This window comes from Martinezella rhizogenes (assembly GCF_007002745.1).
In the GTDB taxonomy this organism is placed as follows: Bacteria; Pseudomonadota; Alphaproteobacteria; order Rhizobiales; family Rhizobiaceae; genus Agrobacterium; species Agrobacterium cucumeris.
The window spans coordinates 1-26,965 of sequence record NZ_SGNY01000008.1; the positions used below are offsets into that span (position 1 = coordinate 1).

A 26,965-nucleotide genomic window follows, 5' to 3' on the forward strand; every position below is an offset into this window, starting at 1 on the left:
CTGGTACATGGAAGGCAAGATCCAGATCGATCCGATGATCACACACGTGATGCCGCTCGAAGACATCAACAAGGGCTTCGAGCTGATGCACAAGGGTGAGAGCATACGCGGTGTCGTGGTCTACTAGGCGTGATGCCCCATGCAAGATAGCCGGCGCACTCCGCGCCGGCGAAAAAGGGAGGAACCTTATCATGACGATGATTGCCATTCATCCGACCGTCGACTCGGGCTATCGGCGCACCGATGCAGCCTTTTCAGGCGGAACACTGGTGTGTGCATGTGCATCCCGGCCGGTCAAACTGCGCGTTAAAGGTGACATTGCCCACAACCACGCCTGTGGTTGCACCAAATGCTGGAAACCGGAGGGCTCGCTGTTCTCGGTAGTCGCGGTTGCGCCGACCGAGAGTGTGGAGGTGTTGGAAAATGGCGACAAACTGGCTGTTGTCGATCCATCCGCGCTGATCCAGCGGCATGCCTGCACTCAATGCGGCGTCCACATGTACGGCCCTGTGGAGCGTGATCATCCCTTCAAGGGATTGGCATTCATTCACCCTGAGCGGTTTGAGGAAAAGGGTTGGGCAGCACCGGGCTTCGCCGCCTTCGTGTCATCCATCATTGAGGCGGGTTTTTCACCAGACAAGATGCCCGGAGTACGGGCCAAGCTGAAGGATAGCGGCCTTGAACCCTACGACTGCCTGTCTCCCGCCCTGATGGACTACATCGCGACCTGGACGGCCAAAAAGAACGGCGTTCTGGCGAACTGACACGCAATCGGTTCACATTTCTCGGCGCCGCGCTTCCAGAAAGCGCGGCGTTGCCATGTCAGCCGGTGACCTTGCCGGGGTTCAGGGTGTGTCCTGCGTCCATGGCGGCCTTGATCCGGGTCATCAGGGCAAATTTTACGGGGTCGGTTGTCGCACGCAGCGCGCGAACGCGTTTGGAGCCGATGCCGTGCTCTGCCGAGAACGAGCCTCCCGATTGCGTCAGGTCACGGTAGAGAACAGCTTCGACGGCGTCGGCCTTTTCAGGCGTCAGATCCGCACCCGCTGCGTTCAGGACGATATGAAGATTGCCGTCGGCAATATGCCCGAAAAGGTAGGGATCGAAGGTTGGATCGATTGACTGAAGTTCCGGTATGCAACGGGTCACATAAGCTTCGATGCGCGACAGTGGGACGGAGACGTCAAAAGACGGCGCGGCCGGATATCTGCGATAGATGAGGTCCGTATCTTCCCTGAGACGCCACAACTCCGCTTCCTGCGCCTGCGATGTTGCAACGACGGCAGACATCTCGGGATAGGTCTCATACAATTCCTCATATATCCGGCCAAGCTGCGTCTGCAGCTGTTCCTCGTCCCCTCCGCCAAGTGACATGATGAGATTGACGGGATAGTCGGGGCGATAGTCGGTCGCTGACCACAGATGCTCGCCCGATGTCAGGGAAAAAAACGAGTTCCAGATGGCTTCTGCCGCACGCATGTGGCCGTACTCGGCGCTTAATCCGAGTTTGGTGGCCTGGAGAGCCGCTTCCACCGAGGGGAGCCCGAAAAGCGCCGTGGCCGTCGCTGCGGGAACGGGCTCCAGCTTGATCGCCGCCCTGGTGACGATGCCAAGCGTTCCCTCAGCCCCGATGAAGAGATGCTTGAGATCGTAGCCGGCAGCGTTTTTCACCACCCGTGTCAGGTCGGAATAAATCGAGCCATCCGGCAGGACGGCCTCCAGACCGAGGACGCGATGGCGCATCACCCCATAACGAAAAGCCGAAATCCCGCCGGCATTCGTCGAAACCATGCCGCCGATCGTGGCGGAACCACGCGACGGCAGGTCGATGCCCGGCTCAAGTTGATATTCCGACGCGGCCGCCTGCAATGCCTGTAGCGTCACGCCCGCTTCAACGACAGCAACCCGCTCATCGGGATAAATCTCAACGATCCGATTGAGCCGGGTGGTGGAGACGACGATCTGACCGGGACTGGAAACACCGCCGCCGACAAGCCCGGTTCGACCGCCCTGCGGCACAACGGGAACGCCATGCGCAGCGGCGCTTCTGATGATGGAGGCGACCTCCTGTGTCGATGACGGGAAAGCCACGGCGTCCGCGCCGAAATTTGCGGGGGTTATGCCATAATCGAGATTGGCGATGGCATCCCCCTGTTTCAGGTGGGAAAGGCCGATGGTCGTTTCGATATCCCTGAGGAAGGCCACGGGCAAATCCCCTGTCGCATGGGCATTTTGCTTGATCATGACGGGACGTCCGCCTCAAGCAGCTTTTCTTTCAGCAGGCGCAATGCGTCGAGAAAACGATCGTTTTGCGCGGGCAGTCCAACGGTCACACGGATAAAGCTTGTAAATCCCGGTTCTTTCCAGGGCTTGACGATAACGCCATGCGACAGAAAATGATCGAAAGCGATCGTGCTGTCGCAGCCGATGTCGATGAACAGAAAATTGGTCCGGGATTGCGGAACGAACAGGCCAAGCGATGTCATTGCCTCAGCCATGCGTCTGCGTTCCCCAATGACCTTCGCCACCGAACTGCGCATCCAGCCCTCGTCTTCAAGGGCGGCAACCGCTGCCAACTGTGCGGCGGCATTGACGTTGAACGGTGTCTTTGCCGATGACATGGCCTGCGCCAGCCGCGCATCGGAGGCAACGGCATAACCCACGCGCAATCCAGCCAGCCCGTAGGCCTTGGAGAATGTTCGCAGCACGACATAGGAAATCGCGCTCTTCGCCAGGAGCTCGAGCCCGTCGGGCGTATTTTCGTCACAGAATTCGAAATACGCCTCATCAAAAACAAGCAATGTCTTCTTCGGAACAGCCGCGATGAGGCGTGAGAGCTGATCCCGCTCCAGCGCTGGCCCGACCGGGTTTGAAGGCGAAGAGATGAAGAATATTGACGGTTTGTCTCGCAGGGCAATCGTCATCGCCTCAAGATCGAACCGCAGATCTTTCGTCATAGGTATCCTGACGATTTGCGCGCCGTTTGCTCTGGGCTCGATTTCATGGAGACCGAAGCCCGGCGTCATTGCCACCACGGTGGCAAACGGACGCAGAACCGCGCGGCAAACCGCAGCGATCATCTCTTCGGAGCCGTTTCCGATGACAATTCGGTCGCCGTCAACGCCAAGCTTTTTACTCAGCGCGTCCCGCAGGATCACACAGGCGGGGTCCGCATAACGGGATGGATCAAGGCCGGCCAGCGCCGCGGCGACCTTTGGCGAACAGCCATAGGGGTTCTCGTTGCTGGCAAGCGCTGCAATATCGGTCAAACCCGTCTTGCTGCGCGCCACCGCAATGTTCATCCCGGCATTATAGGGTGGGAGTTCTGCAACGTACGGATTGAGTCTGAGTGGTTCGACCATGAATTGTCTCGCTGATTTTGGATGGATGCTGGAAACTGGCTTTCAGAGGTCGAGCACGACCGAATTGACGGGTTTGGTACAACAGAGGAGAACCTGGCCGGCCGGCACGTCATCCAGCGGCTCTTCCACATATTCCACGTCGCCGGAAACGAGGCCCTGAACGCAGCTTCCACAAACGCCAGCCCTGCATGAAAATGCAGGTTCGACACCCTGATTTTCCAGAAAACTCAGGATCGATTCCGAGGCTGCATCCCACTCGAACCTGGCATTTGATTTTCCAAGGATGATCTCGATGCCGGTGCTTTTGGCCTCTTGCGGAGCGGCAGCGCTATTTGGGCTGGGATTTGCATCCGTCTTCGGCGGCGATGGTGAAAGCAGCGATGCGGGTCCGAAGAACTCATAGGCGATCTTGCTCTTTTCCAACCCGAGGGAAAGAAGCAGATCATACATCGCCTGCATGAAAGGCGGCGGGCCGCACATATAGACTTCATAGTCGTCCAGCGGCAGAAAAGACTGCAAGGTCTGGCGTGTGATGAAGCCGGTGGAATGGAACAGCCCCGCTTTCGCGTCTTCATCGGTCGGAAAGCGATAACAGGTGTGCACATGAACATTGTCGCGCTGTTCGGCGAGCGCCCGTATTTCATCGCGTAGCGCGTGGGTGGCGGCCCCGTCGCAGGCATGCACGAACCAGACGGGTCGGTCGCTTTCCGCAACCAGTACCTTTAACATCGAAACGGTCGGCGTCAGCCCGACGCCACCGGATAGCAGAATGACCGGCCGCTGACTGGCCCTGTCGAGCTTGAAGGCGCCGCGTGGCCTGTCGATATGTACCACCATGCCTTCTTCGACCGTGTCATGCAGCCAGCACGACGCGATACCATCGGCCATATCCGGCGTCAGGGCCGCCTCCCGTTTGACGGTGATGCGATAAATCCCGACGTCACCCGGTCCGGACGACACGGTGTAGTTCCGGATAAGCGGTTCCCCACCTTCGGGATTGGGTATCTGGATCGTGAGAAACTGGCCCGCTTCGAAAGGACGCCAATCCTCTGGGTTGACGGGTGCGAGGTAAAAAGACGAGATCGTGGCGCTTTCTTGCTTTTTCATCTTTACCTTGAACGGCCGAAAGCGCGTATCTAGGGTATTCGCCATAATGTGCTTGTCCTCATGATTGCCGTGTCGGCGATCCGTAGGCGTCACCCTGGGGACTGCCCACGAGACCGATCGACAACGGCTGGATTCAATCTTCAGAAGGCCCAAGGTTTTGGCGGGAGGCGCGAGCCCCTTAAGACTGTGTTTGCTGATTGGCCACGACCAATCTATCGTCCCACGCCGGACCTCGATTTATCCCTCTGACAAAACTGATTATTTGCGCGGGCATAGGCAGAAACAATCCCGCCGGTCATGTGTTTTTGTTTAGAATAACTAAACGAAAGAGCGGTGCGTCGTCCGATCTGGCAACGCACTGCCCGCTCACGTTCTGCGCCTTCGTGCCATAGACAGTGCAGCGGCGGGCCTTATCCCGAAACTTCTGGCTGACCGCCTCGATCTCATTCTGACCGGGCCAGGCGTGGATGCAATCGGGTTGGAATTCAAAGCACTCCGATCAACATTGCGACAAAAACTGTGATTCTTGATGATAATTGTCATGAAATATCTGTTCGGCTGACGGTTTGGGTGCTAGAGGTCTTTACCGGAAATCTGCGCTGCCAATCGGCGGCTTGCAGTTTCGTTGATCCTTGAAATTTCTCTCGGTTGAGACATGGGCATACGGGAAGATGACAAGCGTTATAACGCTTACGTCGCGCATAGGGTCGACCTGATCAAATACGCCACCCTCATTCTGGGGTCCCGGGCGGATGCGGAAGACGTTGTTCAGGAGGCATTCCTGAAATTCGTTCCGGAAGCCTCCGGCAATCCCTCCAACCTCAAATCCTATCTCTTCCGCATCGTTCGCAACCTTGCCCTTGATAATCGCCGGCGCAGCCGGCAGGACCTGCGGGAGCGGCCGGATGACACGCCGTTCTGGGGTGTGCCGCAGGATCATGGTACGCCGGAGGAGCATGCGCTGTTCTGCGATGAAGTTCGGCAGATGCAGACGATTTTGGCCTCCCTGCCGGTTCAGGCACGTGTGGCATTGGAAATGCACAGGTTCGGTGGTTACAATATGGAAGAGATCGCGCGTCACCTCGGGGTGTCCGTGGCCAGCGCTCACCGTCTGATCAAGGGCAGCATTGCCGCGATTACCAAAGAAATGAAGTAAAATTGCCCTGCTTGTCGCATCCCGTGAAAAAAATCGCTCTCTCAAACGTCTTTATAACAACGCGGAAGACGAGGCGGCACCTCCGCCTGCCCAAAGGAACTGGCCGGGTTCAATGACCATTGATCCAGATAACAAAATAGAATTACCGGACGGGAAGGCGGAAGAAGCGGCCGAGTGGCTGCTCCGCCTCCAGGCAGGCGCAGTGGAACCGCGGCTGAAGGTAGAATTCGACCGATGGCTGGCAGCGTCTGCGGCAAACCGTCTTGCCTGGGAGCGGACCTGCAGGACGTGGCGCAACCTTGGTCTGGTAGAGCCGGAATTCAAGAACCTCTGGGAAGACGCGCCGCATTTGCCGGAAAAGGCTGTGAAACCGATGTCGCGGCGACGTTGGTCCGGGCGGCATTATGCCGGTGCGGCGATGGCGGCGGCTGCTCTCTGTCTTGCCGTGCTGTTCGTCCCGGCATCTCTCGTCCGTATCAAGGCCGATTATCAGACCACCACCGCTGAAAGCCGCACGATAACCCTCGATGATGGCAGCAGGGTACAGCTTGCGGCGGCGAGCGCGCTTTCCACGGATTTCACCAATGGCCGCCGCACTGTGAAAGTGCTGAAGGGCGAAGCTTTCTTCGATGTCGTACCGGATACCACACGCCCCTTCACCGTGGAGGCGCAAAACGTCACGGTTCAGGTGCTGGGCACGGCTTTCGACGTTGACCTCACGGATGGTGTAACGCAAGTCGCGCTTGCCCATGGTTCCGTGGAGGCCTCCTTCCGCAACGCACCGCCAACCCGGCTTGTGCCGGGCGAGATGCTGATTGTCGACGCTTCAGGTGCGATCCGGAAAGAAAATATTTCCGTCGAGGATATTGGCGGCTGGCGCAACGGCGAGCTCTACGTTGTGGACGCGACGATCGGTTCTGTGGTGGAACAGATCCAGCGTTACCATCCGGCGTGGCTGACAATGGCCGACAAGACGCTTGCCGGGCAGCGGGTGACGGGTTTTTACGATCTACGCGACCCTGACCGCGCGCTGGAAGCTTTGGTGGAGCCCTATAAGGGTAAAGTTCACGCGATTGGCGATAGCGCCCGCATCATTACCCGCTTCTGAAACCTTCTGAAACCTTCTGAAACAAAAACGTATTTATTTTCAGTAATTTATAAAATTTCTTCCGAAAACCTGAAAAAAATTGCCGAGGCAATCGTCTTTTTGTTGAGTAATCCGGTCAACATATGTCCGGAGTGAAAGACAGGAAGACAAAGCCAGCATGCGCCTCCAGATACGTACGACCGGTTCACAGAAAAAAGCGGGGCAGCGGGCGCGCAGGGCCGCCCTGCTGGCCACGACAGTGGTCGCCGTGTCAATTTCGATGCCGGCTTTTGCGCAGACCGCAACGAATACCGCAAATGGTCAGCGCGCCGGTGGTGAGCAGGGCGCAACGCGGCCATTCAATATTCCCGCCCAGTCACTATCGTCGGTCGTCGGCGCTTTCGGGCGGCAATCCGGCCTTCAGGTCACGCTTGCCACGCCATCTGCGGGCAATGTGCGCACCAATGCCGTCACCGGCAGTTTCACGGTGCGGGAGGCACTGTCACGGCTGCTGGCCGGCACCGGCGTCAATTTCCGCATCGCCGGAAATGGCAGAGCTGTTGTCATCGGCACGGGGCAGGCGGCGGCCGATCTTTCCGGGGCCGAAGGCACGACCGTTCTGGAAGCGATCACCGTCACCGGTAAAACCGGGCGCAATTCCATTGCCGGCACCGGTTATCAGGGAACGCCGGACTGGGTTTATGAAACCCCTGCCAGCATCAGCATCGTCAGCCGCGAGGCGATCCAATCCGCCGGCGTGCGCAATACGCGCGATGTTTTCAACCGGGTTTCCGGCGTTTATGCCGGGGAAGGCAACGGCAGCTTCCCGACAGTTTCGCCCAATGTGCGCGGTTTGCAGGAGAGCGGCCGTGTGGTCGTCTCCATCGATGGAGCGCGGCAGAATGCGCAGCGTGGTTTCAGCACCGGCGGCGCCTCGATTTATTCCGCCAATAATGGCCAGGCCTATGTGGACACAGCCTTTATCCGTGCGGTCGAAGTCGAAAAAATGACCAACGCCACCTCCGGTAATGCCGGTTCTCTGGGTGGCAAGGTTGAGTTCCGCACCATCCGCGCCGCCGATCTGATCCCCGAAGGCGCGAACAAGGGTGGTGAGGTCAATATTTCCCGCGGCACCAACGGTTACGACTTTCAGGGCTCGGTTCTGGCTGCCGTTCGAGAGCCGGATGGTCCTCTTTCTTTCGTCGCAGGTTACAGCCGCACGATCATGGACGAATACAAGATCGGAACGAAAGGTGAGGCCCGAAGCACCGCACTGACAATGAAAGACCTGCTCGGCCGGGACGGCTGGTCGACCTTCTTCAAGGGAGAAGGCGATTTTGGGGACGTGCAGACTTCATTGTCATGGATGCATCAGCAGAATGATTTCGTGCAGGGCGCGGCCGAGCAGGTTGACCGGGAAAGCGTACGCAACGACAGCATCGTGGCCAAGCTGGACTGGGATCCGGAAAGCGAACTCATCGACTTCAAGTCGTCGCTATGGCTGAACGATAACATGACGCATGAGCTGCGGTCGGCGCGTTCCTATGCCTCCGAAACCGAACTCGACATGGGCTTGCGCAGCTTCGGTGGTAGCGTGGAAAACACCAGCCGTTTCGATACCAAAGTCGGCACGCTCAGCCTTAATTATGGGGCTGAAGCCTTCCGGGATATAGCCTCGTCGGCTGCCATGAGTTCTGCGATCGCGAAAAATCCCGCCTATGCCAGCAGCTTCACCGCCTTTAGCCCCCCCGGTCGCCGTGATGTCGCCAGCCTGTTCTTAAATGGAGAGCTTGAGCCGGCAGACTGGATAACGATAAGTGGCGGGGTGCGTTATGATTGGTCGCGTCTGAAGGGATCCGCCACTTACTACAGCGAAAACTCCTATAGGCGGACGATAACGGTAGCCTGTGATCCGATAGGCAACAATTACACGGCGTCTCAATATTATAATAACGTGTTCTTGGGGCAAAATCCGGGAACGACGATTACCGAAGCTCGATTTACTAGCCGCTTATGGTCGGGCATTGCGGCGAACTGCATGCCTGGTACAGGTCCGCTGGCGACCACTTACGAAAATGTCGTCGAAAATCCTGCTTATGAGATGGATATCGACCGCACATACAGTGCGTGGCTGCCCTCCGCCACGATAGAGTTCAAGCCGTTCGACTGGTTCCGGCCCTATGTAAGTTATTCCCAGAGCCTGCGCCCGCCAACAATTCTCGAGGCTTTTTTCGCCGGTGCTCGCCCCGGAGATTCCGTTGGTTACGAGTATGCCCCGAACCAGTCCCTCCGGGCCGAAAAAGCCACGACCTATGAAATCGGCGCGAATATGAGCTTCGACGGCGTGTTGCTGGACCACGATTCCGTGCGCATCAAAATGGCTGCCTTTCGCCGCGAGGTGAAAGATTACATCGCGCTCGGTTATCTCGTCACCGATCAGGTTCCCGACCGCACCTATACCAGCTTCGTCAATCTTGACGGCACGACCTATATGCGCGGGCTTGAATTTGAGGGCAATTATGATGCGCGAAGCTTCTGGCTTGGTGGTTCGGCAACGTTGCTGAAGACCGACTGGCCGGACAAAACGCAGGTTTTTTCCAACGGCACCACAACAACGAGCGGCGAGATCGTCGCCTGGCCCGGCGATGTGGCTCCAAAGGTTAAGCTCACGCTCGATGGCGGTATGCGTTTCTTTGAAGAGAAATTCGCTCTCGGCGCACGGTTGAACCACGTCACACCGACACAATCGCGCTCGCTCGATACGGAGGGCAATCTGCGTGAGGTGACCGATCCCTACACGACGGTCGACCTCTATGGGTCCTACGCTTTCAATGACAAGGCGACACTTCGTTTCGCCGTCAACAACCTGATGGACCGCAAATATATTCCGGCAACAAGCGCCTACACCGCGCCTGGCCGTACCTTTATCGCGACGATGAACGTGAAGTTCTGAGGCGCGGAAGAAATTCTCCGGGTTGGGTTGCAGCCCGTCCCGGAGATGAAACGCCTTCGTCACAGGACGAAGGTATCTATATTGGCCAGTAAAGGAGTACACCTATGGCTACCACAATTCAACTGACGCAGTCTTCCTCCGATCTGATCGGCTACCTCAACGGTTGGACGAGCGGTTTCGGTTCGACCTATGGTGCGTTCTACGACGCTCAGACCAGCTCTCTCGCCACGACCACCATCAACCCGAACACGACCTATGAGGCGTGGGGTGATGGCAGCGACGGCGGCAAGGGCATCGTCATGAGCGGCGCTCTGCAGTACTCCCAGGGCAACCTGACGGGTTCGGTCGACAGCATTGTTCTCGGCACCGGCTACAGCCAGTCCACCAGCGGCATTGCCGTCAGCCAGCAGGAACTGCTGATCGATCCCGACAGCGCTTACTCGCTTGCCGGCGCGCGCGATCTGCTCGATCTCGCCGTTTACCAGCTTGCCCGTTTTGGCTCGCTTGCCGGTTTTTATGACTACTTCGCAGCTACCGGCACTGTAGTCGAAGATACTGCATCTTCGAACACGCTGACCGGTTTTGCCGGCGCTGATACATTCGTCTTCTCCGGGGGTAACGATATCGTAACCGCTGGACCAACCGGCACCTATGGTTATCAGGATGGTACTGATAAGCTTGACGTATCCGGTTGGGGTTCGACCTCGGTCGCAGACCTGTTCTGGTACAACCTCAACGGCAATGCGGTGGTTGAATCCGACTCCAACGCCTCCGTTTCGATCACACTCGTCGGTGTCGATGCAAGCGTACTCGACGCATCGGACTTCATTTTCGCCAGCGCATCGGCGCTTGCCGCGTAAAGGAAAAACAGGCTGTGGGCTTTCAAAACCACCAGCAGACACCGCCGCAGTCCCTCACTGCGGCGGTTGTTTCGCCCCTTAAAAGTACGTTTCTCGGTGTCGCGCTCGTCAGCGGCGTGGTCAACATACTGGCGCTCACCTCGCCGCTCTTCATGCTGCAGGTCTATGACCGGGTGCTGGCCAGCGGCAGCCTGCCGACACTGGTCGGGCTCGCCCTTCTGGCGCTTGGCCTTTACGGTTTTCAGTGCCTGCTTGATATCATCCGCGCCCGTGTTCTGATCCGTATCGGCGAAGATTTCGACATGCGCCATTCAGGCAGGGTGCATGATGCCGTCGTGCGCCTGCCGCTCGTCAACCGCATGCCGGGCGACGGGTTACAGCCGCTGCGCGATCTCGACAATGTGCGCGGCTTCCTTTCCGGCACCGGGCCGACCGCCTTTTTCGATCTGCCGTGGATGCCGCTTTATCTCGGCATATGTTTTCTGTTTCATTTCTGGATCGGCGTGACGGCCCTTGCCGGCGCCATTCTGCTCATATCGCTGACGATCCTGACCAACATCTTTTCCCAGAAACCGATCCGCGACACGATGGTCGAAAACATGGCCCGCAATCGGCAGCTGGAGGCCTCGCGCCGCAATGCCGAGGTTGTTCAGGCCATGGGGCTTTCCGGCCGGCTCGGCAAACGCTGGCAAAACTCCAACGAGGCCTATCTCGCCGCCAACCGCAAGGCGGGCGATGTGGCCGGCGGTCTTGGCAATATCGCGAAATCCCTGCGGGTCGTGCTGCAATCGGCTATTCTCGCCGTCGGCGCATGGTTGGTCATCAATCAGGAGGCATCGGGCGGCGTGATGATTGCCAGCTCGATCATGATGGGCCGGGCATTGGCGCCCGTCGATCTTGCCATTTCCAACTGGAAGTCCTTTGTGGCCGCTCGGCAGAGCTGGGCGCGGCTGAGGGAGCTCTTCGCGCAGATGCCGGCCAATGCCACTGCCATGGCACTGCCGAAACCTGAAAAGGAACTGCGGGTAGAGAACGCCACCATTGTCCCGCCGGGCGAGAGAAAGCCGACTGTGACCGGCCTTGGTTTTGTCATCACTGCCGGAAATGCGCTTGGGGTAATCGGCCCCTCCGGCTCCGGCAAATCCACCCTGTCGCGTATTCTCACCGGCGCCTGGATGCCGGCAGCCGGCAAGGTGCGGCTAGATGGCGCGAGCTTCGATCAATGGGATCGCGAGGCCCTTGGTCGCCACATCGGCTATCTGCCGCAGGGCGTGGAGCTGTTCGACGGCACGATCGGCGAAAATATCTCCCGTTTCGAGGACAATCCCGATCCCGAGGCGATTATCGCTGCGGCAAAAGCTGCCGGAGCGCATGAACTGATCCTGCGTTTCGAAAAGGGCTATGACAGCGATATCGGCGAGGCAGGCTCTGCGCTTTCTGCCGGGCAGCGCCAGCGTATCGGGCTTGCCCGCGCGCTTTACGGCGATCCCTTCATCGTGGTGCTGGACGAGCCGAACGCCAATCTCGATGCGGAAGGCGAAGCCGCCGTGGTCAAGGCGATTTCGTCGGTCAAGGCGCGCAACGGTATCGCCGTCGTCGTCGCCCACCGACCGAGCGCCATCGGTGTCGTTGATTTTATTCTGATGATGGAAGAGGGGCGGATGAAGGCTTTCGGCCCGCGCGACGAGGTGCTCTCGAAGGTACTGCGTGTTCCCCAGGGGCAGGCTCAAAAAGGGCAGGCTCCCAAGGGATATGCCGCATCCGCCCAGACGATCTCGCCGTTGCGTGTCGTGGCCAATACCCAGGCCCAGCCAGTGGCGCTGGACGATGCCCGGGAAGAGAACAGCCAGGAAGGAGATGTGGATGTCAAACACTGATCAGCGCACCCATGTGTCGCGTTCCATCCGCACACATCTGCTCGCCGGTCTTGCCGCAGGTGTTGCGTTGCTGGCCGGTGTTGGCGGCTGGGCTGCGACGACCAATCTTGCCGGTGCCGTCGTCGCCTCCGGTCATCTGGTGGTGGATTCCTACAGCAAGAAAGTGCAGCACCCGAGCGGTGGCGTCGTCGGCGAAATTCTGGTGAATGAAGGCGACAGGGTGAAGGCCGGAGATGTCGTCATGCGTCTCGATGCGACGCAGACCCGCGCCAATCTCGCCATCGTCACCAAACGGCTGGATGAGCTGAATGCGCGCATGGCGAGGCTGGAAGCCGAGCGGGACGATATGCCTGAACTGGTCTTCCCGCAGGCTCTGGTGGTACGCAGGGACGATCCCGATGTCGCTTCGTCCATGCGTAGCGAAACCAAGCTGTTCGAGTTCCGCAAGTCCTATCGTGAGGGTCGAAAAGCACAGCTTTCCGAACGAATTACCCAATTCGAGCATGAAATCGAAGGCTTGAAGGCGCAGGAAGTTGCCTATGATAACGGCCTTGCGGTTTTACAGGCTGAAATCACCTCGCAGAAATCCCTGCGGGAACAGGGCGTCGTGTCCGTGCAGCGGCTGAACAGCCTGCAGACGCAGGCCGCGACATTTGGCGGCGAGCGCGGCGAAAAAATTGCCTATCAGGCGCAGACGGCCGGCCGGATTACCGAAACGAAGCTGCAAATTCTGCAGATCGATCAGGAATTGCGCACCGAAGTCGGGCGGGAGCTGCGTGAGATACAGGCCCAGATGGGCGAATTTGTCGAGCGCAAGGTCGCCGCCGAAGATGAATTGAAACGCATCGATATCATCGCGCCGCAATCCGGCATGGTGCATGAAATGGCCGTGCACACCGTCGGCGGGGTGGTAACGCCGGCTGACCCGATCATGCTTATTGTACCCGACGGAGACGAGCTGGCGCTCGAGGTGCAGATCGTGCCGAAAGATATCGACCAGTTGCAGGTGGGGCAAAAGGCCATGCTGCGCATGACCGCCTTCAACCAGCGCGTCACGCCGGAACTGGAAGGCCATATCAGCCGCATTGCGGCGGATATCACCACCGATCAGCGCACCGGTCTCTCCTATTATCTGGCGCGGATTTCCGTGCCGGTCACAGAGCGGGAAAAGCTGAACAACGCGCCGCTGGTGCCGGGCATGCCGGCAGAGGCTTTCATCCAGACCAGCGAGCGCACGGCGCTCTCCTATATCGCCAAACCGCTGACGGACCAGATCAGCCGCGCCTTCCGGGAGGATTAGGTTTTCGGAAAGGCAGCGGCCGGCTCAAGCTCCATCCGCAAAGCGGAAGGCCGGAAAACCCTCAACATTGGCCGGAATGGCCCATACGCCGCCCGAGCGCGGAAAGCGCGTGCGGGTCTCTTCGTCCATGTTGTTGCGGTGTGAGGTGACGAAAAGTGTCCGGAAATCCGGGCCGCCGAAACAGGACATTGTGGGGTGCGGCACCGGCATCGGGATTTTTTCCAGCAGCGTGCCGTCATTGCCGTGAATGTTCAGCACGCCAGCGGAAACGCCGGCGCTCCAATAGCGGCCGTCGCCATCCACGCAACCGCCGTCCGGGCGCCCGTCTTCCTTTGTCGGCCTGGCGATGATCCGGCCTTCGTCGAAGAGACCGGTCCGCCGGTCGAAATGCCGTCGGCGGATCCAGCGCTGCACGGAATCGCTGTGCCACATCACCGTGCCATCGGCGGAAAACGCAAGGCCGTTGGGACAGGTCAGCCCCGTTTCGGTACAGCGAATGTCTGTCGCCGTGACCCGCCATAATTGCCCCATCGGCCGAATATCGCTGAAGGCACCGGCGTCCATCGTGCCAACCCAGAAGGCACCATCGGGACCAACCCGCCCGTCATTCAGCCGGCAGGGCAGGTCGTCGGGTGCGGGAATGGTGGCAAGTGTCTCTATCGTGTCGTTTTCGGGATCCACCAGCAGAATCTGCATGCCGCAGGCAACGATCAGCTTGCCGCTTTCACAAAGGCCGAGACAGGAGACCGTATCCGGAAGTGCACATGTCCAGTGTTTGCCGCTGGAGGGCACGATGGAATGAAGCTTCTTTTCCATGATGTCGCACCAGAAAAGCGCCTGCCGCCGTTCGTCCCATACGGGTGATTCCGCAAGAGTGCCGATCACATCGCAGACGAGTTGCGCTCGTTCCATATTCAGCATCATTTTTGCCATGGCACTCTCATTTCACTGGGTCTGATATTCGACGTATCTTGCTGGCCTATTCGAAGTATTCGCGATGAGCCTCGTAGATTTGCGACAGGATGCCAAGGACGCGGCGCAGATGCTGGCGCAGCCATTCCACCGCACGGTCCTCATCCTTCGCCTTGACCGCGTCATAAACGGCCTCGTGTTCGGAAAGCAGGCGGGCCATATGCGCCTCGTCGGTGATGGCGAGCACCCGCAACCGGTCGAGAGCGGCTTTTTCCCGCATCAGCAAGGTTTCCAGACGATCGAGGCCGGTGGCGGCCGCCAGCGCGCTGTGAAACTGGTCGTCATGCAGGCGGAACGCCTTTCGGTCACCGTCGGTCATCGCCTGGCGCTGCGCAGCCAGAGCCTGTTCGATGTCGCGCATGGCCCGCCCCGACAGGTCCATCTGGCAAAGCCTGCGTATGGCCGCCACTTCCAGCGCCTCGCGAATGAACTGCGCACTTCTGATCTGCAGTTCAGAGAGCTTGGAGACATAGGTGCCCCGGCTCGGCAGGGTGACGATCAGGCCGTCGTCACGCAGGCGGCTCAATGCTTCACGAACCGGCGTGCGGCTGGAATTGAAAAGCTGGCCGATGTCGTTTTCCGAGACGGCCTGACCCGGCGCAAGCTGCCGGTCAAGGATTGCCGCTTTCAGCGCGGCATAAATCTGGTCCACCGCCGGACGGTTCAGATCCAGCGGCTCCATTTCCGGAGTTGGATATTCCGTTGTCAGGCCTTTTCGCATTTTCCCCCCTGCGTCCGGCAATTTTTCATGAACCTGTTTACCGGAATGCAAATTTATTGACAACCGGCATACCGGTATGCACTTTAACGACCAAACGTGGGTTGGGAGGCTCGCGATCATGCGAACAGGCAAAACTTGTGTCATTGTGGGTGCCGGAATGGTCGCCAGAACGCATGTACTTGCCGCAGCCGCTTCTCCTGACAAAATCAATCTCAAGGGCATCGTGGATGGCGGCTCCGGCCGGGCCGCCCGTCTGGCGCAGGAAGCTTCCGCGCTGACGGGTCATGAGGTCATAGTCTATCGCTCCGTTGACGATATGGCGGCTGATCCCGGAGTGGATTTCGCCATCGTGGTGACGCCGCCAAATGCCCGCGCAAGCGTGGTGGAGCCGCTCGCCCGCGCCGGAAAACATGTCCTGCTTGAAAAGCCGGTTGCCCGTAACACGGCGGAAGCATCCGCACTGGTTGCCTTCTGCCGAAGCGCTGGTATCTCGCTCGGCATTGTTTTCCAGCACCGCATGCGCGCGGCTTCGCTCAAGGCGAAGGAGCTTGTCGCGGGCGGCGCCCTCGGTGCATTGGGCGTGTGCGAAATTTCCGTGCCGTGGTGGCGCGCGCAGGCCTATTACGACGAGCCCGGGCGCGGCACGCGGGAGCGGGATGGCGGCGGTGTATTGATATCGCAGGCGATCCATACGATCGACTTGGCGCTCAGCTTTGCCGGACCGGTGGCACGTGTGCAGGCCATGGCGGCGACGACGCGGTTTCATCGGATGGAGACGGAGGATTTCGTCTCGGCCGGGCTGCGTTTCGAAAATGGCGCGGTCGGTTCGCTCATGGCAAGCACAGCCAGTTTTCCCGGAAGTGCCGAAACCATTACCCTGCATTTCGACAAGGCCAGTCTGCGGCTTGCCTCCGGCGTGTTGCATGTCGACTGGCGGGATGGGCGCAGCGAGGTCTTCGGCGGGGCGGCATCCGGCACGGGTGGCGGCGCCGATCCCATGGCGTTCACCCATGAATGGCATCAGGGCATTATCGAGGATTTTGTCGATGCCCTTGTTTTGGAGCGGGAGCCGGTGGTGACCGGTGAGGCCGCGCTCCTTTCTCACCGACTGATCGATGCAATCGTCAAATCTGCCGAAGGCGGCAAGGAAGTGGAACTGCGCAATGACTAAACCGATCAAGTTTGCGGCTCTCGGTATCGAGCACCGGCATATTTTCGGCATGTCACAGAACATGCTGAATGCCGGCGCGGAATTTGCCGGCTGGTGGACGGAGGGCGAACCCGAAATTGTCGAGGGTTTCCTGAAGCGCTTCCCCGATGTTCCGCGTGTGGGGAGCGTTGAAGAAATTCTTGCCGATCCGACCATCGATCTCGTCCTGATTGCCGATGTTCCGAAGAAGCGCGCCGACCTTGCCGTTCGTGCCATGGAAGCGGGCAAGGATGTGATGTCGGACAAGCCGGGATGCACCACGCTTGCCCAGCTGGAGCAGCTGCGCGCCACCGTGGCCCGCACGAAACGCATCTGGTCGGTGAATTTTTCGGAGCGTTTCGAAGTGCCGAGCGTGACGAAGGCCACGGAACTGGTGGCGGCGGGCGCCATCGGCCGGGTGGTGCAGACCATTGGCACGGGGCCGCACCGTCTCAACCGGGCGCTGCGCGCCGACTGGTTTGTCGATCTGGAATCCTATGGCGGTATCCTCACCGATATTGCCAGCCACCAGATCGACCAGTTCATGTTTTTCACCGGCTCGACGGATGTGGAAGTCGTTTCTGCGACAGTTGCGAATTATGCCAATCCCGGCGATCCGGGCTTGCAGGATTTCGGCGAGGTGCTGCTGCGCGGTGATCGCGGCCATGGCTATATTCGTGTCGACTGGTATACGCCGGATGCGCTGCCCACCTGGGGCGATGGCCGCCTGACCATTCTGGGAACGGAAGGCTATATCGAGCTGCGGAAATATGTCGATCTCGGCAACAAGCCGGGCACCGACAGGCTTATTCTCGTCAATGGCGATCGCTGCGAATACATAGATGCCTCGGATGCCGGCCTGCCCTATTTCGACCGCCTGTCCGCCGATATCCGCAACCGCACCGAAACCGCCATGCCTCAGGCTCACGCTTTCAGGGTGTGTGAACTGGCGCTGAAGGCGCAGGCAAAAGCCGAAGGGAGAGCGGCATGATCGGAGTTGCAATCATCGGCGCGGGAATCGGCGCGTTGCATCTCAAAGGCTATCGCGCGCTTCCAGGCCGCTTTACGGTAAAGGCCATCTGCGATCTCGACCTGGAGCGGGCGCGCAAGCTCGCCGAGGATGATCCCTCGATAAAGGTGACGGCAAGTCTTGAGGAGGTGCTGGCGGATGACAGCATTTCGCTGATCGATATCTGCCTGCCGCCGCACCTGCATTTTCCGGTTGCCCTGCAGGCCCATGCCGCCGGCAAGGATGTGATCTGCGAAAAGCCGCTTGTTCGCTCGCTGGAGGAGGCGCATGCGCTGCTTGTTTCGGTGAAAAACACCGGCCGGCAGGTGTTTCCGGTGTTCCAGTACCGGTTCGGCCACGCCATGCGGCAGCTGCGCGCGCTGATCGATGCCGGCCTTGCCGGCAAGGCCTTTGTGGCCAGTTCCGAAGTGCACTGGAACCGGGGTGCCGACTATTATTCAATTCCATGGCGCGGCACCTGGAAGGGCGAATGTGGCGGCGCGACGCTCGGGCATGCCATCCATGCCCATGATCTTATCTGCCATGTGCTCGGCCCGGTCGAGGAGGTATTTGCCTTCGCCGATACGCGGGTGAACACCATCGAAACGGAAGATTGTGCAGCCATCAGCCTGCGCATGAAAAGCGGCGCTCTGGTAACGAGCTCCGTGACGCTTGGCGCTGGCAATGACACGTCGCGGCTGCGTTTCTGTTTCGAGGGGCTGACCGCTGAAAGCGGCACCAAACCCTATGCGCCGGCCGAGGACACGTGGCACTTCACCGCCCGCGCGCCGACGACACAGCAGGAGATCGATGCGGTTCTGGCGCGGGTCGGCACGGGGCTGGATGGTTTTGCCGGTTTCCTCGAAGCCATAGCCGATGCGATCGAGGGCAGGGGCGGCAATGAAGTGACCGTTGCCGACGGGTTGCGTTCCATCGAACTCGTCACCGCCATCTATAAGTCGGTACGGCAGGGGCAGCCCGTGCGGTTGCCGCTGAGCGAGGGTGACGATCTCTATAAAGGTTGGGCGCCTGAGACGCCCGTTTCGCGGAAAGTCTGACATGACCGACAGAAAATTGAGATCCGACCGCTGGTTCGCACCCGATGACCTGCGCAGTTTCGGCCACCGCTCACGCATGATGCAGCTCGGTTATGCGGAGGAGGATTTTGTCGGCAAACCCGTCATCGGCATCCTCAACACCTGGTCCGAATTGAACACCTGCCATTCGCATTTTCCCGAACGCGTGAAGGATGTGAAGCGCGGTGTCTTGCAGGCGGGCGGCTTCCCGGTGGAAATGCCATCGCTTTCGGTCGATGAGAGTTTCACCAAGCCGACCTCGATGCTCTATCGCAACATGCTGGCGATGGAGACGGAAGAGATGATCCGCTCGCATCCGCTTGACGGTGTGGTGCTGATGGGCGGTTGCGACAAGACGACGCCCGGCCTTGTTATGGGCGCGATCTCAGCCGGCGTACCGATGATCTATCTGCCGGCCGGGCCGATGCTGCGCGGCAATTATGCCGGCAAGGTGCTGGGTTCCGGCTCTGACGCCTGGAAATATTGGGACGAACGCCGGGCTGGCAATGTCAGTGACGAGGAATGGCGTGGGTTGCAGGGCGGCATCGCCCGTTCCGCCGGTGTCTGCATGACCATGGGCACGGCATCGACGATGACGGCGATTACCGATGCGCTGGGCCTGACGCTGCCGGGCGCATCCTCCATTCCGGCTGTTGATGCCGAACACCAGCGCATGTCGGCAGGCTGCGGCCGCCGCATCGTGGAAATGGTGGGTGAGGATCTGACCCCGGATCGTATTCTGACGGCGGCTGCATTCCGCAATGCCGCCATCGTTGCCATGGCAACCGGCTGCTCCACCAATGCGGTTGTCCACCTCATCGCCATGGCGCGCCGCGCCGGTGTGCCGATGACGCTCGATGAGCTGGACGAGCTTGGCCGTGTCACGCCGCTCATCGCCAATGTTCGCCCCTCGGGCAAAGACTATCTGATGGAGGATTTTTATTATGCGGGCGGTTTGCGCGCCCTGATGAAGCAGCTTGAAAGCCGGCTTGACTGCTCTTCTCTCACGGTGACCGGCCGCAGCATGGGTGAAAATCTCGAGGGCGCGAAGGTTTATAATGACGATGTGATCCGTTCGCTCGACAATCCGGTCTATGCGGAAGGCTCACTCGCCGTCTTGCGCGGCAACCTCTGTCCTGATGGTGCGGTCATCAAACCCGCCGCCTGCGATCCGAAATTTCACATCCATGAAGGCCCGGCGCTGGTTTTTGACAGCTATCCCGAGATGAAGGCGGCAATCGACGATGAAAATCTCGATGTGACGCCGGATCATGTGCTGGTGCTGCGCAATGCCGGTCCGCTCGGCGGCCCCGGTTTTCCAGAGTGGGGCATGCTGCCGATCCCCAAGGCGCTGATCAAGAAAGGCCATCGCGACATGTTGCGCATCTCCGATGCCCGTATGTCTGGCACCTCCTATGGTGCCTGCGTGCTGCATGTCGCGCCGGAGAGTTTCATCGGCGGACCGCTCGCCTTGCTGAAGTCAGGCGATATCGTGCGGCTCGACCTGCCGCAGCGCCGCCTCGACATGTTGGTCAGCGATGAGGAGCTCGCCAGCCGCCGGGCCGCCTGGCAGGCGCCGCCGCCGCGCTATGAGCGCGGCTACGGTTATATTTTTTCCAAACATGTGAGCCAGGCTGATCAGGGGTGCGATTTTGACTTCCTGCAGACCGATTTCGGCCGCGCCGCTGGTGAGCCGGATATTTATTGAAGCCATGAGCGGGGCAGAGCCCTCGCCAATGATATAAAATGACAGGAGAGACCGGGATGAACCAAGAGACCCGCGACAAGCTGAAAACCATTTCCGTCGCCACCCTGGCGACAGCGCTTTACAAGCGTGGCCTGCGAAACCAGGTCATACAGGGCGTACATCCGCTCGGCTACAAGGGCACGAACATGGTCGGGCCGGCATTTACGCTGCGTTATATGCCCGCACGCGAGGACCGCAACCAGCTGGTCGAATTTCGCAATCCCGCCCATCCGCAGCGGGTGGCAATCGAAACCTGCCCTCCGGGGCATGTGATGGTGATCGACAGCCGCAAGGATGCGAGCGCCGCCTCGGCCGGCGATATTCTGGTAACGCGCCTTATGGTGCGTGGCGGTGCCGGCATCGTCAGCGATGGCGGTTTCCGCGACGCCGCCACCATCGCCGAACTGGATATTCCGGCCTATCACACCCGGCCTTCCAGCCCGACCAACCTCACCAAACATGAGGCGATTGAGATCAACGGCCCGATCGGCTGCGGCGATGCGCCTGTCTTTCCCGGCGACATCATCGTCGGCGACGCAGACTGTGTCATCGTCATTCCCGCCGGCATTGCCGATGAGATCGCCACCGAGGCGGTGGAAATGACGGCTTATGAGGATTTCGTGGTGGAGCAGGTCAAGGCCGGCCAGACGATCATCGGGCTTTACCCCTGCACCAAGGAAGAACACCAGACGGCTTTTGCCGAATGGCGCAAGAAAAACAACCGCTGAGCCTTACAGTCAGCCCAGTACTTTCGCCGCGCGGATCGCCTCCGCGCGGCGTTTGCAATCCAGCTTGCGGAACAGTTGCTTGCAAAAGCCGAGACCAAGGCGCAGAACGCAGCCGTTGCGTCTGGCGCGGAGCGGGCAGGCCTCAAGACGCTTGAGGTGCAGGACATCCCGATCGCCTATCTGCCGGGCGGTGCTCGCAGGGTGCGCGTACGGGTCATCGGCGATATCGCCTCTCATTGATGGTAAGAGGCCCTGCCGGAGTGGGGTGACGAAGGAGTGAGCACATGACGAAGATCGCACTGGCCATTCATGGTGGTTGCGGCGTGATGCCGGAAGACAGCATGACGTCTGAGGAGTGGGCTGCTGCGCGCGATGATCTGGCAGCGGCGCTGCGTGCCGGCTACGGCGTGCTGAAGGCTGGCGGAACCGCGCTTGAGGCGGTCGAGGCGGCGGTCGTTGTCATGGAGGACAGCCCGCATTTTAATGCCGGGCATGGTGCCGCACTCAACGAAAACGGCATTCACGAACTCGATGCATCCATCATGGACGGTGCCACATTGGCGGCGGGCGCGATCAGCGCGTCCCGTGCCATCCGCAACCCGGTGAAGGCGGCGCGTGCGCTGATGGTCGATGAACGTGCCGTCTATCTGACGGGTGAGGCGGCCGACCGCTTCGCCAGGGAAAAGGGGCTAGCCACCGAGCCTCAATCCTACTTCACCACGCAAAAGCGCGTGGAGGCACTGGCGGCGATGAAGCGCCACGCCGCCACAGGCACGGAAGCGACTGAAAACGAAAAGCACGGGACTGTCGGCGCAGTGGCGCGCGATGCGGCGGGGCATCTTGCTGCGGCCACCTCGACCGGCGGTTACACCAACAAGCCGGACGGCCGGGTGGGAGACAGCCCGGTGATCGGCGCTGGCACCTATGCGCGGGATGGCGCCTGTGCAGTCTCCGGGACCGGCAAGGGCGAGTTTTTCATCCGTTATGTTGTCGGCCACGAGATCGCGTCCCGCCTTGCTTATCTTGGGCAAGATCTGGAGACCGCCGCCGGCAATCTCGTGCACAAGGATCTGGCTCCCTACGATATCGGTGCCGGGCTAGTGGCGATCGATGCCGAAGGCGGCATATCCGCGCCCTATAATACATCCGGCATGTTCCGCGGCTGGGTGACGCCATCGGGCGAGGCACGCGTGGCCACCCATGACACGGTCTATGAGGTGAAATTGTAGGTCGCTGTCGCGGGTAGGATAAAAAACCGGTGACAGGAAGCGCTATCGGCGGCAAAAGGTTTGAACCGATACCGGCTCGTTTTTCATCCATGGTGCTGGCCTCATGAACATCAAGCAGCTCGAAGTCCTGCGCACGCTTCTTTCCACCGGCTCGACCATTGCCACGGCCAAGGCCATGGGTCTCAGCCAGTCCGGTGTCAGCCGGCTTCTGGCGCAGCTCGAATCGGATCTGTCGCTGACACTGTTTGCCCGTGACAAAGGGCGGCTCATTCCGACGCCGGAAGCCGCACTTCTTGCCCGTGATGCCGAAAACGTGCTGCTCGCCGTCGATCGCATGTCCGGCCACGCCGAAGATCTGCGCAATGGTGCCGCCGGCCCGGAAATCGTTCGCATCGGCCTGCCGAGCAGCATGTGGGAAAATTTCGCGCCCGCCATGCTGATCGATTATGTCCGGGATTTTCCCGGCGTGCGTATCGAAACCTTCTTCGAGACGACTACCGCCATCAACAAGCTGGTGGGTGAGCGGGTGATCGATCTCGGTTTCCTGCGGATGGAAGGCGAGATTGGGCCGGGCATCGATGTCGAACGTGTTGCGACCGGCAAAAGCGTCTGCGTGGTCCGGGAGGATCATCCGCTGGCTGAACTCACCGAAATCACCGTCAAGGATCTGCGCAATGTTCCGCTCATCCTGATCGGCCGGCAGCGGCCGAACCGTATGGCGCTCGATCAGGTGTTCAAGAAGGCTGGCGTCAAGCCGATGGTGAAGATCGAGACCCATACCAATAGTTCCGCCTGCGCCTATGTGGCGCACGGGTTGGGGGTAACGATCATCAGCAGTTTTTATGCTAACCTCTATCGGCACCTTCCCGTTGTCGCCCGGCCATTCGTCCCGCAGGCCACACAGGAATTCGGTCTTGCCCGCGCTTCCGGTGCGCCCTTGTCCATCGCGGCGCAGGCACTGAGCGATGCCCTGAAGCGGGAAATCCAGCTTTCGCAAAAAATCGACTGAAAACGGGATTTTGGGCGGAAAATCTCATTGTCCTCATCAGGAAGAAACGCGCCGCCATTCTGCATAGACATATGACATTTACGCATAATATTGCGTGATATTTCTCAATCCGTCATAGTCACCAGCAACGAAACCGATAGAGGCGGGATGTCATTCCCGGCCATCAATCGTGGGGAACCGATGATAAGATTCATACTGAGCCGTCTTTTGATGGCGCTGCCGACGATCGCATTCGTGTCGATCACGGTCTTTGCGCTCATCCGCTTCATTCCGGGCGATCCGGCTGCCCTGATGCTGGGCGACATGGCGCAACCGGAACAGATCGAAGCCATGAGGACCGAACTCGGCCTAGACAAGTCCATGCCGCAACAATTCGTCATCTGGGCCGGCAATGTGGTGCAGGGCGATTTCGGCCGCTCCATCGTTAATGACGAAGCGGTGTTGCCGCTGGTCGTGTCGCGTTTTCTCGTCAGCGCCGAGATCGTCGTGGTCGCCGTGCTGCTCGCCAGCCTGATTGCGGTTCCGGCGGGTGTTATCGCCGCCTGGAAACAGAACAGCCTGACCGATCTTGCGCTGGTGGGAACGGCAACCCTGCTTCTGTCCATCCCGACATTCTGGCTGGGCCTGCTGCTTCTTCTGTTTTTCGGCCTCAAGCTCGGCTGGCTGCCGGTGCTGGGATATGTGTCGATCAGCGATAATCTTGTTGGTGGCATGCTTTATCTCGTCCTGCCCGTCATGACGCTGGTGATCCACGAAATGGGTGTCCTGATCCGCATGGCGCGCGCCTCGACGCTGGAAGTGCTGCGGCTGGATTACATTACCCATGCCCGTGCCAAGGGCCTTTCGGAAAGCGCCGTGCTCTGGCGGCACGCCTTCAAGAACGCATTCGGCCCGACCTGGACGATGATAGGCCTCATCCTTGGCAATCTCCTCGGCGGCATCGCCGTCATCGAGACGGTGTTCACTATTCCCGGCCTCGGACGGCTGATGGTCGACAGTATTTTTGCCCGTGACTATCCGGTCATACAGGGCTGCCTGCTGTTCGTTTCGCTGTCCTATGTGCTGGTCAACCTGTTCGTCGACCTTCTTTATCCCCTCTTCGATCCGCGTGTGGTTGCCGAATGAAAAAGTTCACACTTAACGGGCTTATCGGCGGCTTTCTCATCGCCCTCCTGCTCATCACTGCCGCAACCGGTCTGTTCTGGACCCCCTATGACCCGATGAAGCTCGGCTTTGCCTCGCGTCTGGCCGGCCCAAGCGCCAGCCATCTTCTCGGCACCGACGAATTCGGGCGCGATGTTTTGAGCCGACTGATGGTTGGCGCACGGGCCAGTGTCTGGATCGGCTTCCTGACGGTCAGCTTCGCGACAATCTTCGGCACGCTGATCGGCCTTGTCAGCGGTTATGCGCGGGGCTGGGTGGATGGCGTCATCATGGCCATCAACAATGCGCTCTTGGCCTTCCCAGGCATTCTGCTGGCGCTCGGCCTGCTCGCGGTTTTCGGCGCAAACCAGTATGGCATCATCTTCGCGCTCGGCATCGCCTATACGCCATCCATGGCCCGCGTGGTGCGTGGTGCCGTGCTTTCTCTGCGCGAGCGGGAATTCATCGAGGCATCTCTGGTGATGGGCAATGGCGAGATCTACACCATGGTCCGCCACATCCTGCCCAATTGCATCGCGCCGATCACGGTTCTTGCCACCTCCATGTTCGGTTGGGCCATCCTGTCGGAAAGCGCGCTCTCCTTCCTCGGCCTCGGCGTGCCGCCGCCGGCCCCCACCTGGGGCAACATGCTGGCCGCCGGCCGGCCCTTCATCCAGCAGGCCGTGTGGCTCGGGCTTTTCCCCGGTCTCTGCATCGCGCTGACGCTGCTTGGCATCAATCTTCTGGGCGATGCCCTTCGCGACAGGCTTGACCCGCGCATGAGAGGTCTCAAATGACAGACAATACACTTCTCACTGTTCGCGGCCTTTCGCTCGAAGTCGCCAGAACCGGCCACCGGGTGGTCAAGGATGTCTCCTTCGATATTGCTGCGGGTGAAATCTTCGGCATCGTCGGCGAAAGCGGCTCGGGCAAGACGCTTGCCACCCGCGCGCTCATATCGCTTCTGCCGCCGGCCATCGCCGTCACCGGCGGGTCGATCATCTACAAGGGGCAGGACGTCATGTCCCTGCCGGTGAGGGAGCTTCGGCGTTTGCGCGGCGCGGAGATCGGCGTGGTGTTTCAGGAGCCGATGACCTCCCTCAACCCATCGATGACGATTGGCCGGCAGCTGGAAGAGGGGCTGATCCTTCACACGAAGTTGTCGCCGGAAGAGCGCCGCGAGAAAATTCTCGACATGCTGCGCCGGGTCGGCATCCGCGATCCCGAAGGTGCGCTGACGGCCTATACGCACGAGTTCTCCGGCGGCATGCGCCAGCGCATCATGCTGGCCTCGGTCATGTTGCTGAAACCGGCTTTGCTGATCGCCGATGAGCCGACGACGGCGCTTGACGCGGTCATCCAGCGCGATGTCATGGAACTGATGGTGGAGCTGACGCGGGCGGAAGGCACTGCCGTTCTCCTCATCAGTCACGATCTGCCGATGGTGGCACGTTATACCAGCCGCATCGTGGTGATGGAAAAAGGCACGATCGTCGAACAGGGCCGTACCGAGGACCTGCTGGACGCGCCGCAGCACCCCTATACGAAGAAACTTCTTTCCTCCCTGCCGTTTCGTGGTGAGCCGCGCAGTATCGACACCTCCAAGGCGCCAATGGTTTCGGCCCGCGATATCGTTGTGGATTATGCCGGCCGCAAATCCCTGCTGAAAAAAGCCAAACCGAAGCGGGCGCTGAATGGCGTCAGCATCGATATTCATGAGGGCGAGGTCGTGGCGCTCGTCGGTGGTTCCGGTTCCGGCAAAACGACGCTTGGCCGCACCATTGCCGGGCTCGTCAAGGAAAGCGAAGGGCATATCCGCTTTCAGGGCCGCGAGCGCAACGAGGACTGGAAGGATTATCGCCTCAACTGCCAGATGGTGTTTCAGGATCCCTATTCCTCGCTCGATCCGCGCATGACCATTCAGGCGCTGGTGGAGGAGGCATTGCGCCTCGTGCCTGACCTCGACCAGGCCGCCAAGCGCAAGCGGGCGCTGGAAACGCTGGAGGAAGTGGGGCTCGGCGCCGATTTTGCCGCCCGTTATCCGCATGAGCTTTCCGGCGGCCAGCGCCAGCGCGTGGCGATTGCCCGCGCTATTGCCCGCCGTCCGCGGTTCCTGATCGCCGACGAACCGGTCTCGGCGCTCGACGTGACGGTGCGGGCGCAGGTGCTCGATCTCTTTTCCGATCTGCAGAAACGTTACGGTTTTTCCTGCCTGTTCATCAGCCACGATCTCGGCGTGGTGGAGCAGGTGGCCGACCGTGTCGTCGTCATGCAGGACGGCCGCATCATCGAAGAGGGTGACCGCGACACGATTTTCGACAGTCCGAGGGAGGCCTATACGCGCCGGCTGCTCTCGGCCATTCCCGCCCTCGACCAGAATGAAAAGGGCGGCGTGACACTGAAATGGCGTCTGGAAGATGAAGTTTAACAGGAAGATGAC

General features: G+C 59.9%; 22 protein-coding genes and 2 pseudogenes. 19 read left to right on the top strand and 5 right to left on the bottom strand.

The genetic code is table 11. The features are described from left to right. Positions 1-127, top strand: a pseudogene (locus EXN68_RS20565) (S-(hydroxymethyl)glutathione dehydrogenase); the annotation flags it as partial. 64 nt (positions 128-191) lie between these two features. After that, on the top strand, positions 192-764 hold the full coding sequence (gene gfa, locus EXN68_RS20570) for an S-(hydroxymethyl)glutathione synthase (protein ID WP_142842626.1): 573 nt from the start codon (positions 192-194) through the stop codon (positions 762-764). Positions 765-822: 58 nt separating this feature from the next. Here gfa and EXN68_RS20575 read toward each other — a convergent pair whose 3' ends face one another. From EXN68_RS20575 to EXN68_RS20585, 3 genes are read right to left on the bottom strand one after another with little or no spacing between them, the layout of a single operon-like run. Further along, complete coding sequence (locus EXN68_RS20575) at positions 823-2,244, bottom strand: FAD-binding oxidoreductase (protein ID WP_142842627.1); 1,422 nt, start codon at positions 2,242-2,244, stop codon at positions 823-825. Continuing rightward, entirely contained in the window at positions 2,241-3,362 is a 1,122-nt protein-coding gene (gene hisC, locus EXN68_RS20580) for a histidinol-phosphate transaminase (protein WP_142842628.1), read from the bottom strand. The genes EXN68_RS20575 and hisC overlap by 4 nt, the downstream gene beginning before the upstream one ends. 42 nt (positions 3,363-3,404) lie before the next feature. Beyond that, the gene (locus tag EXN68_RS20585; protein ID WP_142842629.1) at positions 3,405-4,514 is read right to left on the bottom strand and encodes a 2Fe-2S iron-sulfur cluster-binding protein; all 1,110 of its coding nucleotides are present in this window, start codon (positions 4,512-4,514) and stop codon (positions 3,405-3,407) included. A 610-nt stretch (positions 4,515-5,124) separates the two neighbouring features. Here EXN68_RS20585 and EXN68_RS20590 point away from each other — a divergent pair. The 6 genes from EXN68_RS20590 to EXN68_RS20615 all read left to right on the top strand — a co-directional run bounded on the left by EXN68_RS20590 (position 5,125) and on the right by EXN68_RS20615 (position 13,702). Beyond that, positions 5,125-5,625 carry an RNA polymerase sigma factor gene (locus EXN68_RS20590; protein ID WP_046801413.1) on the top strand — a complete coding sequence of 167 codons (501 nt, stop codon included), beginning with the start codon at positions 5,125-5,127 and terminating at the stop codon, positions 5,623-5,625. A gap of 112 nt (positions 5,626-5,737) precedes the next feature. Further along, positions 5,738-6,733, top strand: a complete 996-nt coding sequence (locus tag EXN68_RS20595) for a FecR family protein (RefSeq protein ID WP_142842630.1) — start codon at positions 5,738-5,740, stop codon at positions 6,731-6,733. Between the two features lie 157 nt (positions 6,734-6,890). Further along, the gene (locus tag EXN68_RS20600) at positions 6,891-9,665 is read left to right on the top strand and encodes a TonB-dependent receptor (protein ID WP_142842631.1); all 2,775 of its coding nucleotides are present in this window, start codon (positions 6,891-6,893) and stop codon (positions 9,663-9,665) included. 104 nt (positions 9,666-9,769) lie between these two features. Beyond that, positions 9,770-10,525 carry a calcium-binding protein gene (locus EXN68_RS20605; protein WP_142842632.1) on the top strand — a complete coding sequence of 252 codons (756 nt, stop codon included), beginning with the start codon at positions 9,770-9,772 and terminating at the stop codon, positions 10,523-10,525. 14 nt (positions 10,526-10,539) lie between these two features. Then, positions 10,540-12,402 (top strand): type I secretion system permease/ATPase, encoded by a 1,863-nt coding sequence (locus EXN68_RS20610; protein WP_142842633.1) that lies wholly within the window; start codon positions 10,540-10,542, stop codon positions 12,400-12,402. Beyond that, a complete protein-coding gene (locus tag EXN68_RS20615) occupies positions 12,389-13,702 on the top strand; it encodes an HlyD family type I secretion periplasmic adaptor subunit (RefSeq protein WP_142842634.1) in 1,314 nt (437 codons plus the stop codon). Before EXN68_RS20610 ends, EXN68_RS20615 begins: the two co-directional genes overlap by 14 nt. Positions 13,703-13,726: 24 nt before the next feature. Here EXN68_RS20615 and EXN68_RS20620 read toward each other — a convergent pair whose 3' ends face one another. Continuing rightward, positions 13,727-14,635, bottom strand: coding sequence for an SMP-30/gluconolactonase/LRE family protein (locus tag EXN68_RS20620; RefSeq protein WP_237681439.1), 909 nt, complete (start codon positions 14,633-14,635; stop codon positions 13,727-13,729). 46 nt (positions 14,636-14,681) lie between these two features. Continuing rightward, positions 14,682-15,395 carry a GntR family transcriptional regulator gene (locus EXN68_RS20625; RefSeq protein WP_142842635.1) on the bottom strand — a complete coding sequence of 238 codons (714 nt, stop codon included), beginning with the start codon at positions 15,393-15,395 and terminating at the stop codon, positions 14,682-14,684. A 118-nt stretch (positions 15,396-15,513) separates the two neighbouring features. Here EXN68_RS20625 and EXN68_RS20630 point away from each other — a divergent pair, with 118 nt between their 5' ends. The 11 genes and pseudogenes from EXN68_RS20630 (at position 15,514) to EXN68_RS20680 (ending at position 26,953) form a co-directional block, all read left to right on the top strand. Continuing rightward, positions 15,514-16,566 (top strand): Gfo/Idh/MocA family protein, encoded by a 1,053-nt coding sequence (locus EXN68_RS20630; protein ID WP_142842636.1) that lies wholly within the window; start codon positions 15,514-15,516, stop codon positions 16,564-16,566. Further along, positions 16,559-17,575 carry a Gfo/Idh/MocA family protein gene (locus EXN68_RS20635; protein ID WP_142842637.1) on the top strand — a complete coding sequence of 339 codons (1,017 nt, stop codon included), beginning with the start codon at positions 16,559-16,561 and terminating at the stop codon, positions 17,573-17,575. The genes EXN68_RS20630 and EXN68_RS20635 overlap by 8 nt, the downstream gene beginning before the upstream one ends. Next, on the top strand, positions 17,572-18,651 hold the full coding sequence (locus EXN68_RS20640) for a Gfo/Idh/MocA family protein (RefSeq protein WP_142842638.1): 1,080 nt from the start codon (positions 17,572-17,574) through the stop codon (positions 18,649-18,651). The genes EXN68_RS20635 and EXN68_RS20640 overlap by 4 nt, the downstream gene beginning before the upstream one ends. A gap of 1 nt (position 18,652) precedes the next feature. Next, positions 18,653-20,377, top strand: coding sequence for an L-arabinonate dehydratase (araD, locus tag EXN68_RS20645; RefSeq protein WP_142842639.1), 1,725 nt, complete (start codon positions 18,653-18,655; stop codon positions 20,375-20,377). Between the two features lie 56 nt (positions 20,378-20,433). Then, positions 20,434-21,144 carry a ribonuclease activity regulator RraA gene (locus tag EXN68_RS20650; protein WP_142842640.1) on the top strand — a complete coding sequence of 237 codons (711 nt, stop codon included), beginning with the start codon at positions 20,434-20,436 and terminating at the stop codon, positions 21,142-21,144. Between the two features lie 69 nt (positions 21,145-21,213). Further along, positions 21,214-21,384: pseudogene (locus tag EXN68_RS20655) on the top strand (hydantoinase/oxoprolinase N-terminal domain-containing protein); the annotation flags it as partial. A gap of 44 nt (positions 21,385-21,428) precedes the next feature. Beyond that, positions 21,429-22,373, top strand: a complete 945-nt coding sequence (locus tag EXN68_RS20660) for an isoaspartyl peptidase/L-asparaginase family protein (RefSeq protein WP_142842641.1) — start codon at positions 21,429-21,431, stop codon at positions 22,371-22,373. Positions 22,374-22,476: 103 nt separating this feature from the next. After that, positions 22,477-23,382 (top strand): LysR family transcriptional regulator, encoded by a 906-nt coding sequence (locus EXN68_RS20665; protein WP_110757939.1) that lies wholly within the window; start codon positions 22,477-22,479, stop codon positions 23,380-23,382. A gap of 180 nt (positions 23,383-23,562) precedes the next feature. Next, positions 23,563-24,507, top strand: a complete 945-nt coding sequence (locus tag EXN68_RS20670; protein WP_003511005.1) for an ABC transporter permease — start codon at positions 23,563-23,565, stop codon at positions 24,505-24,507. After that, on the top strand, positions 24,504-25,322 hold the full coding sequence (locus EXN68_RS20675) for an ABC transporter permease (RefSeq protein ID WP_142842642.1): 819 nt from the start codon (positions 24,504-24,506) through the stop codon (positions 25,320-25,322). The genes EXN68_RS20670 and EXN68_RS20675 overlap by 4 nt, the downstream gene beginning before the upstream one ends. Next, positions 25,319-26,953: an ABC transporter ATP-binding protein gene (locus tag EXN68_RS20680; protein WP_142842643.1), complete on the top strand. Its 1,635-nt coding sequence runs from the start codon at positions 25,319-25,321 to the stop codon at positions 26,951-26,953. Before EXN68_RS20675 ends, EXN68_RS20680 begins: the two co-directional genes overlap by 4 nt. Positions 26,954-26,965: the final 12 nt, after the last annotated feature.

Bases quoted from the DNA above. Each gene is read 5' to 3' on its own strand.
- gfa (WP_142842626.1), top strand. From the start codon at position 192: ATGACGATGATTGCCATTCATCCGACCGTCGACTCGGGCTATCGGCGC.
- EXN68_RS20575 (WP_142842627.1), bottom strand. From the start codon at position 2,244: ATGATCAAGCAAAATGCCCATGCGACAGGGGATTTGCCCGTGGCCTTC.
- hisC (WP_142842628.1), bottom strand. From the start codon at position 3,362: ATGGTCGAACCACTCAGACTCAATCCGTACGTTGCAGAACTCCCACCC.
- EXN68_RS20585 (WP_142842629.1), bottom strand. From the start codon at position 4,514: ATGGCGAATACCCTAGATACGCGCTTTCGGCCGTTCAAGGTAAAGATG.
- EXN68_RS20590 (WP_046801413.1), top strand. From the start codon at position 5,125: ATGGGCATACGGGAAGATGACAAGCGTTATAACGCTTACGTCGCGCAT.
- EXN68_RS20595 (WP_142842630.1), top strand. From the start codon at position 5,738: ATGACCATTGATCCAGATAACAAAATAGAATTACCGGACGGGAAGGCG.
- EXN68_RS20600 (WP_142842631.1), top strand. From the start codon at position 6,891: ATGCGCCTCCAGATACGTACGACCGGTTCACAGAAAAAAGCGGGGCAG.
- EXN68_RS20605 (WP_142842632.1), top strand. From the start codon at position 9,770: ATGGCTACCACAATTCAACTGACGCAGTCTTCCTCCGATCTGATCGGC.
- EXN68_RS20615 (WP_142842634.1), top strand. From the start codon at position 12,389: ATGTCAAACACTGATCAGCGCACCCATGTGTCGCGTTCCATCCGCACA.
- EXN68_RS20620 (WP_237681439.1), bottom strand. From the start codon at position 14,635: ATGGCAAAAATGATGCTGAATATGGAACGAGCGCAACTCGTCTGCGAT.
- EXN68_RS20625 (WP_142842635.1), bottom strand. From the start codon at position 15,395: ATGCGAAAAGGCCTGACAACGGAATATCCAACTCCGGAAATGGAGCCG.
- EXN68_RS20630 (WP_142842636.1), top strand. From the start codon at position 15,514: ATGCGAACAGGCAAAACTTGTGTCATTGTGGGTGCCGGAATGGTCGCC.
- EXN68_RS20635 (WP_142842637.1), top strand. From the start codon at position 16,559: ATGACTAAACCGATCAAGTTTGCGGCTCTCGGTATCGAGCACCGGCAT.
- EXN68_RS20640 (WP_142842638.1), top strand. From the start codon at position 17,572: ATGATCGGAGTTGCAATCATCGGCGCGGGAATCGGCGCGTTGCATCTC.
- araD (WP_142842639.1), top strand. From the start codon at position 18,653: ATGACCGACAGAAAATTGAGATCCGACCGCTGGTTCGCACCCGATGAC.
- EXN68_RS20650 (WP_142842640.1), top strand. From the start codon at position 20,434: ATGAACCAAGAGACCCGCGACAAGCTGAAAACCATTTCCGTCGCCACC.
- EXN68_RS20660 (WP_142842641.1), top strand. From the start codon at position 21,429: ATGACGAAGATCGCACTGGCCATTCATGGTGGTTGCGGCGTGATGCCG.
- EXN68_RS20665 (WP_110757939.1), top strand. From the start codon at position 22,477: ATGAACATCAAGCAGCTCGAAGTCCTGCGCACGCTTCTTTCCACCGGC.
- EXN68_RS20670 (WP_003511005.1), top strand. From the start codon at position 23,563: ATGATAAGATTCATACTGAGCCGTCTTTTGATGGCGCTGCCGACGATC.
- EXN68_RS20675 (WP_142842642.1), top strand. From the start codon at position 24,504: ATGAAAAAGTTCACACTTAACGGGCTTATCGGCGGCTTTCTCATCGCC.
- EXN68_RS20680 (WP_142842643.1), top strand. From the start codon at position 25,319: ATGACAGACAATACACTTCTCACTGTTCGCGGCCTTTCGCTCGAAGTC.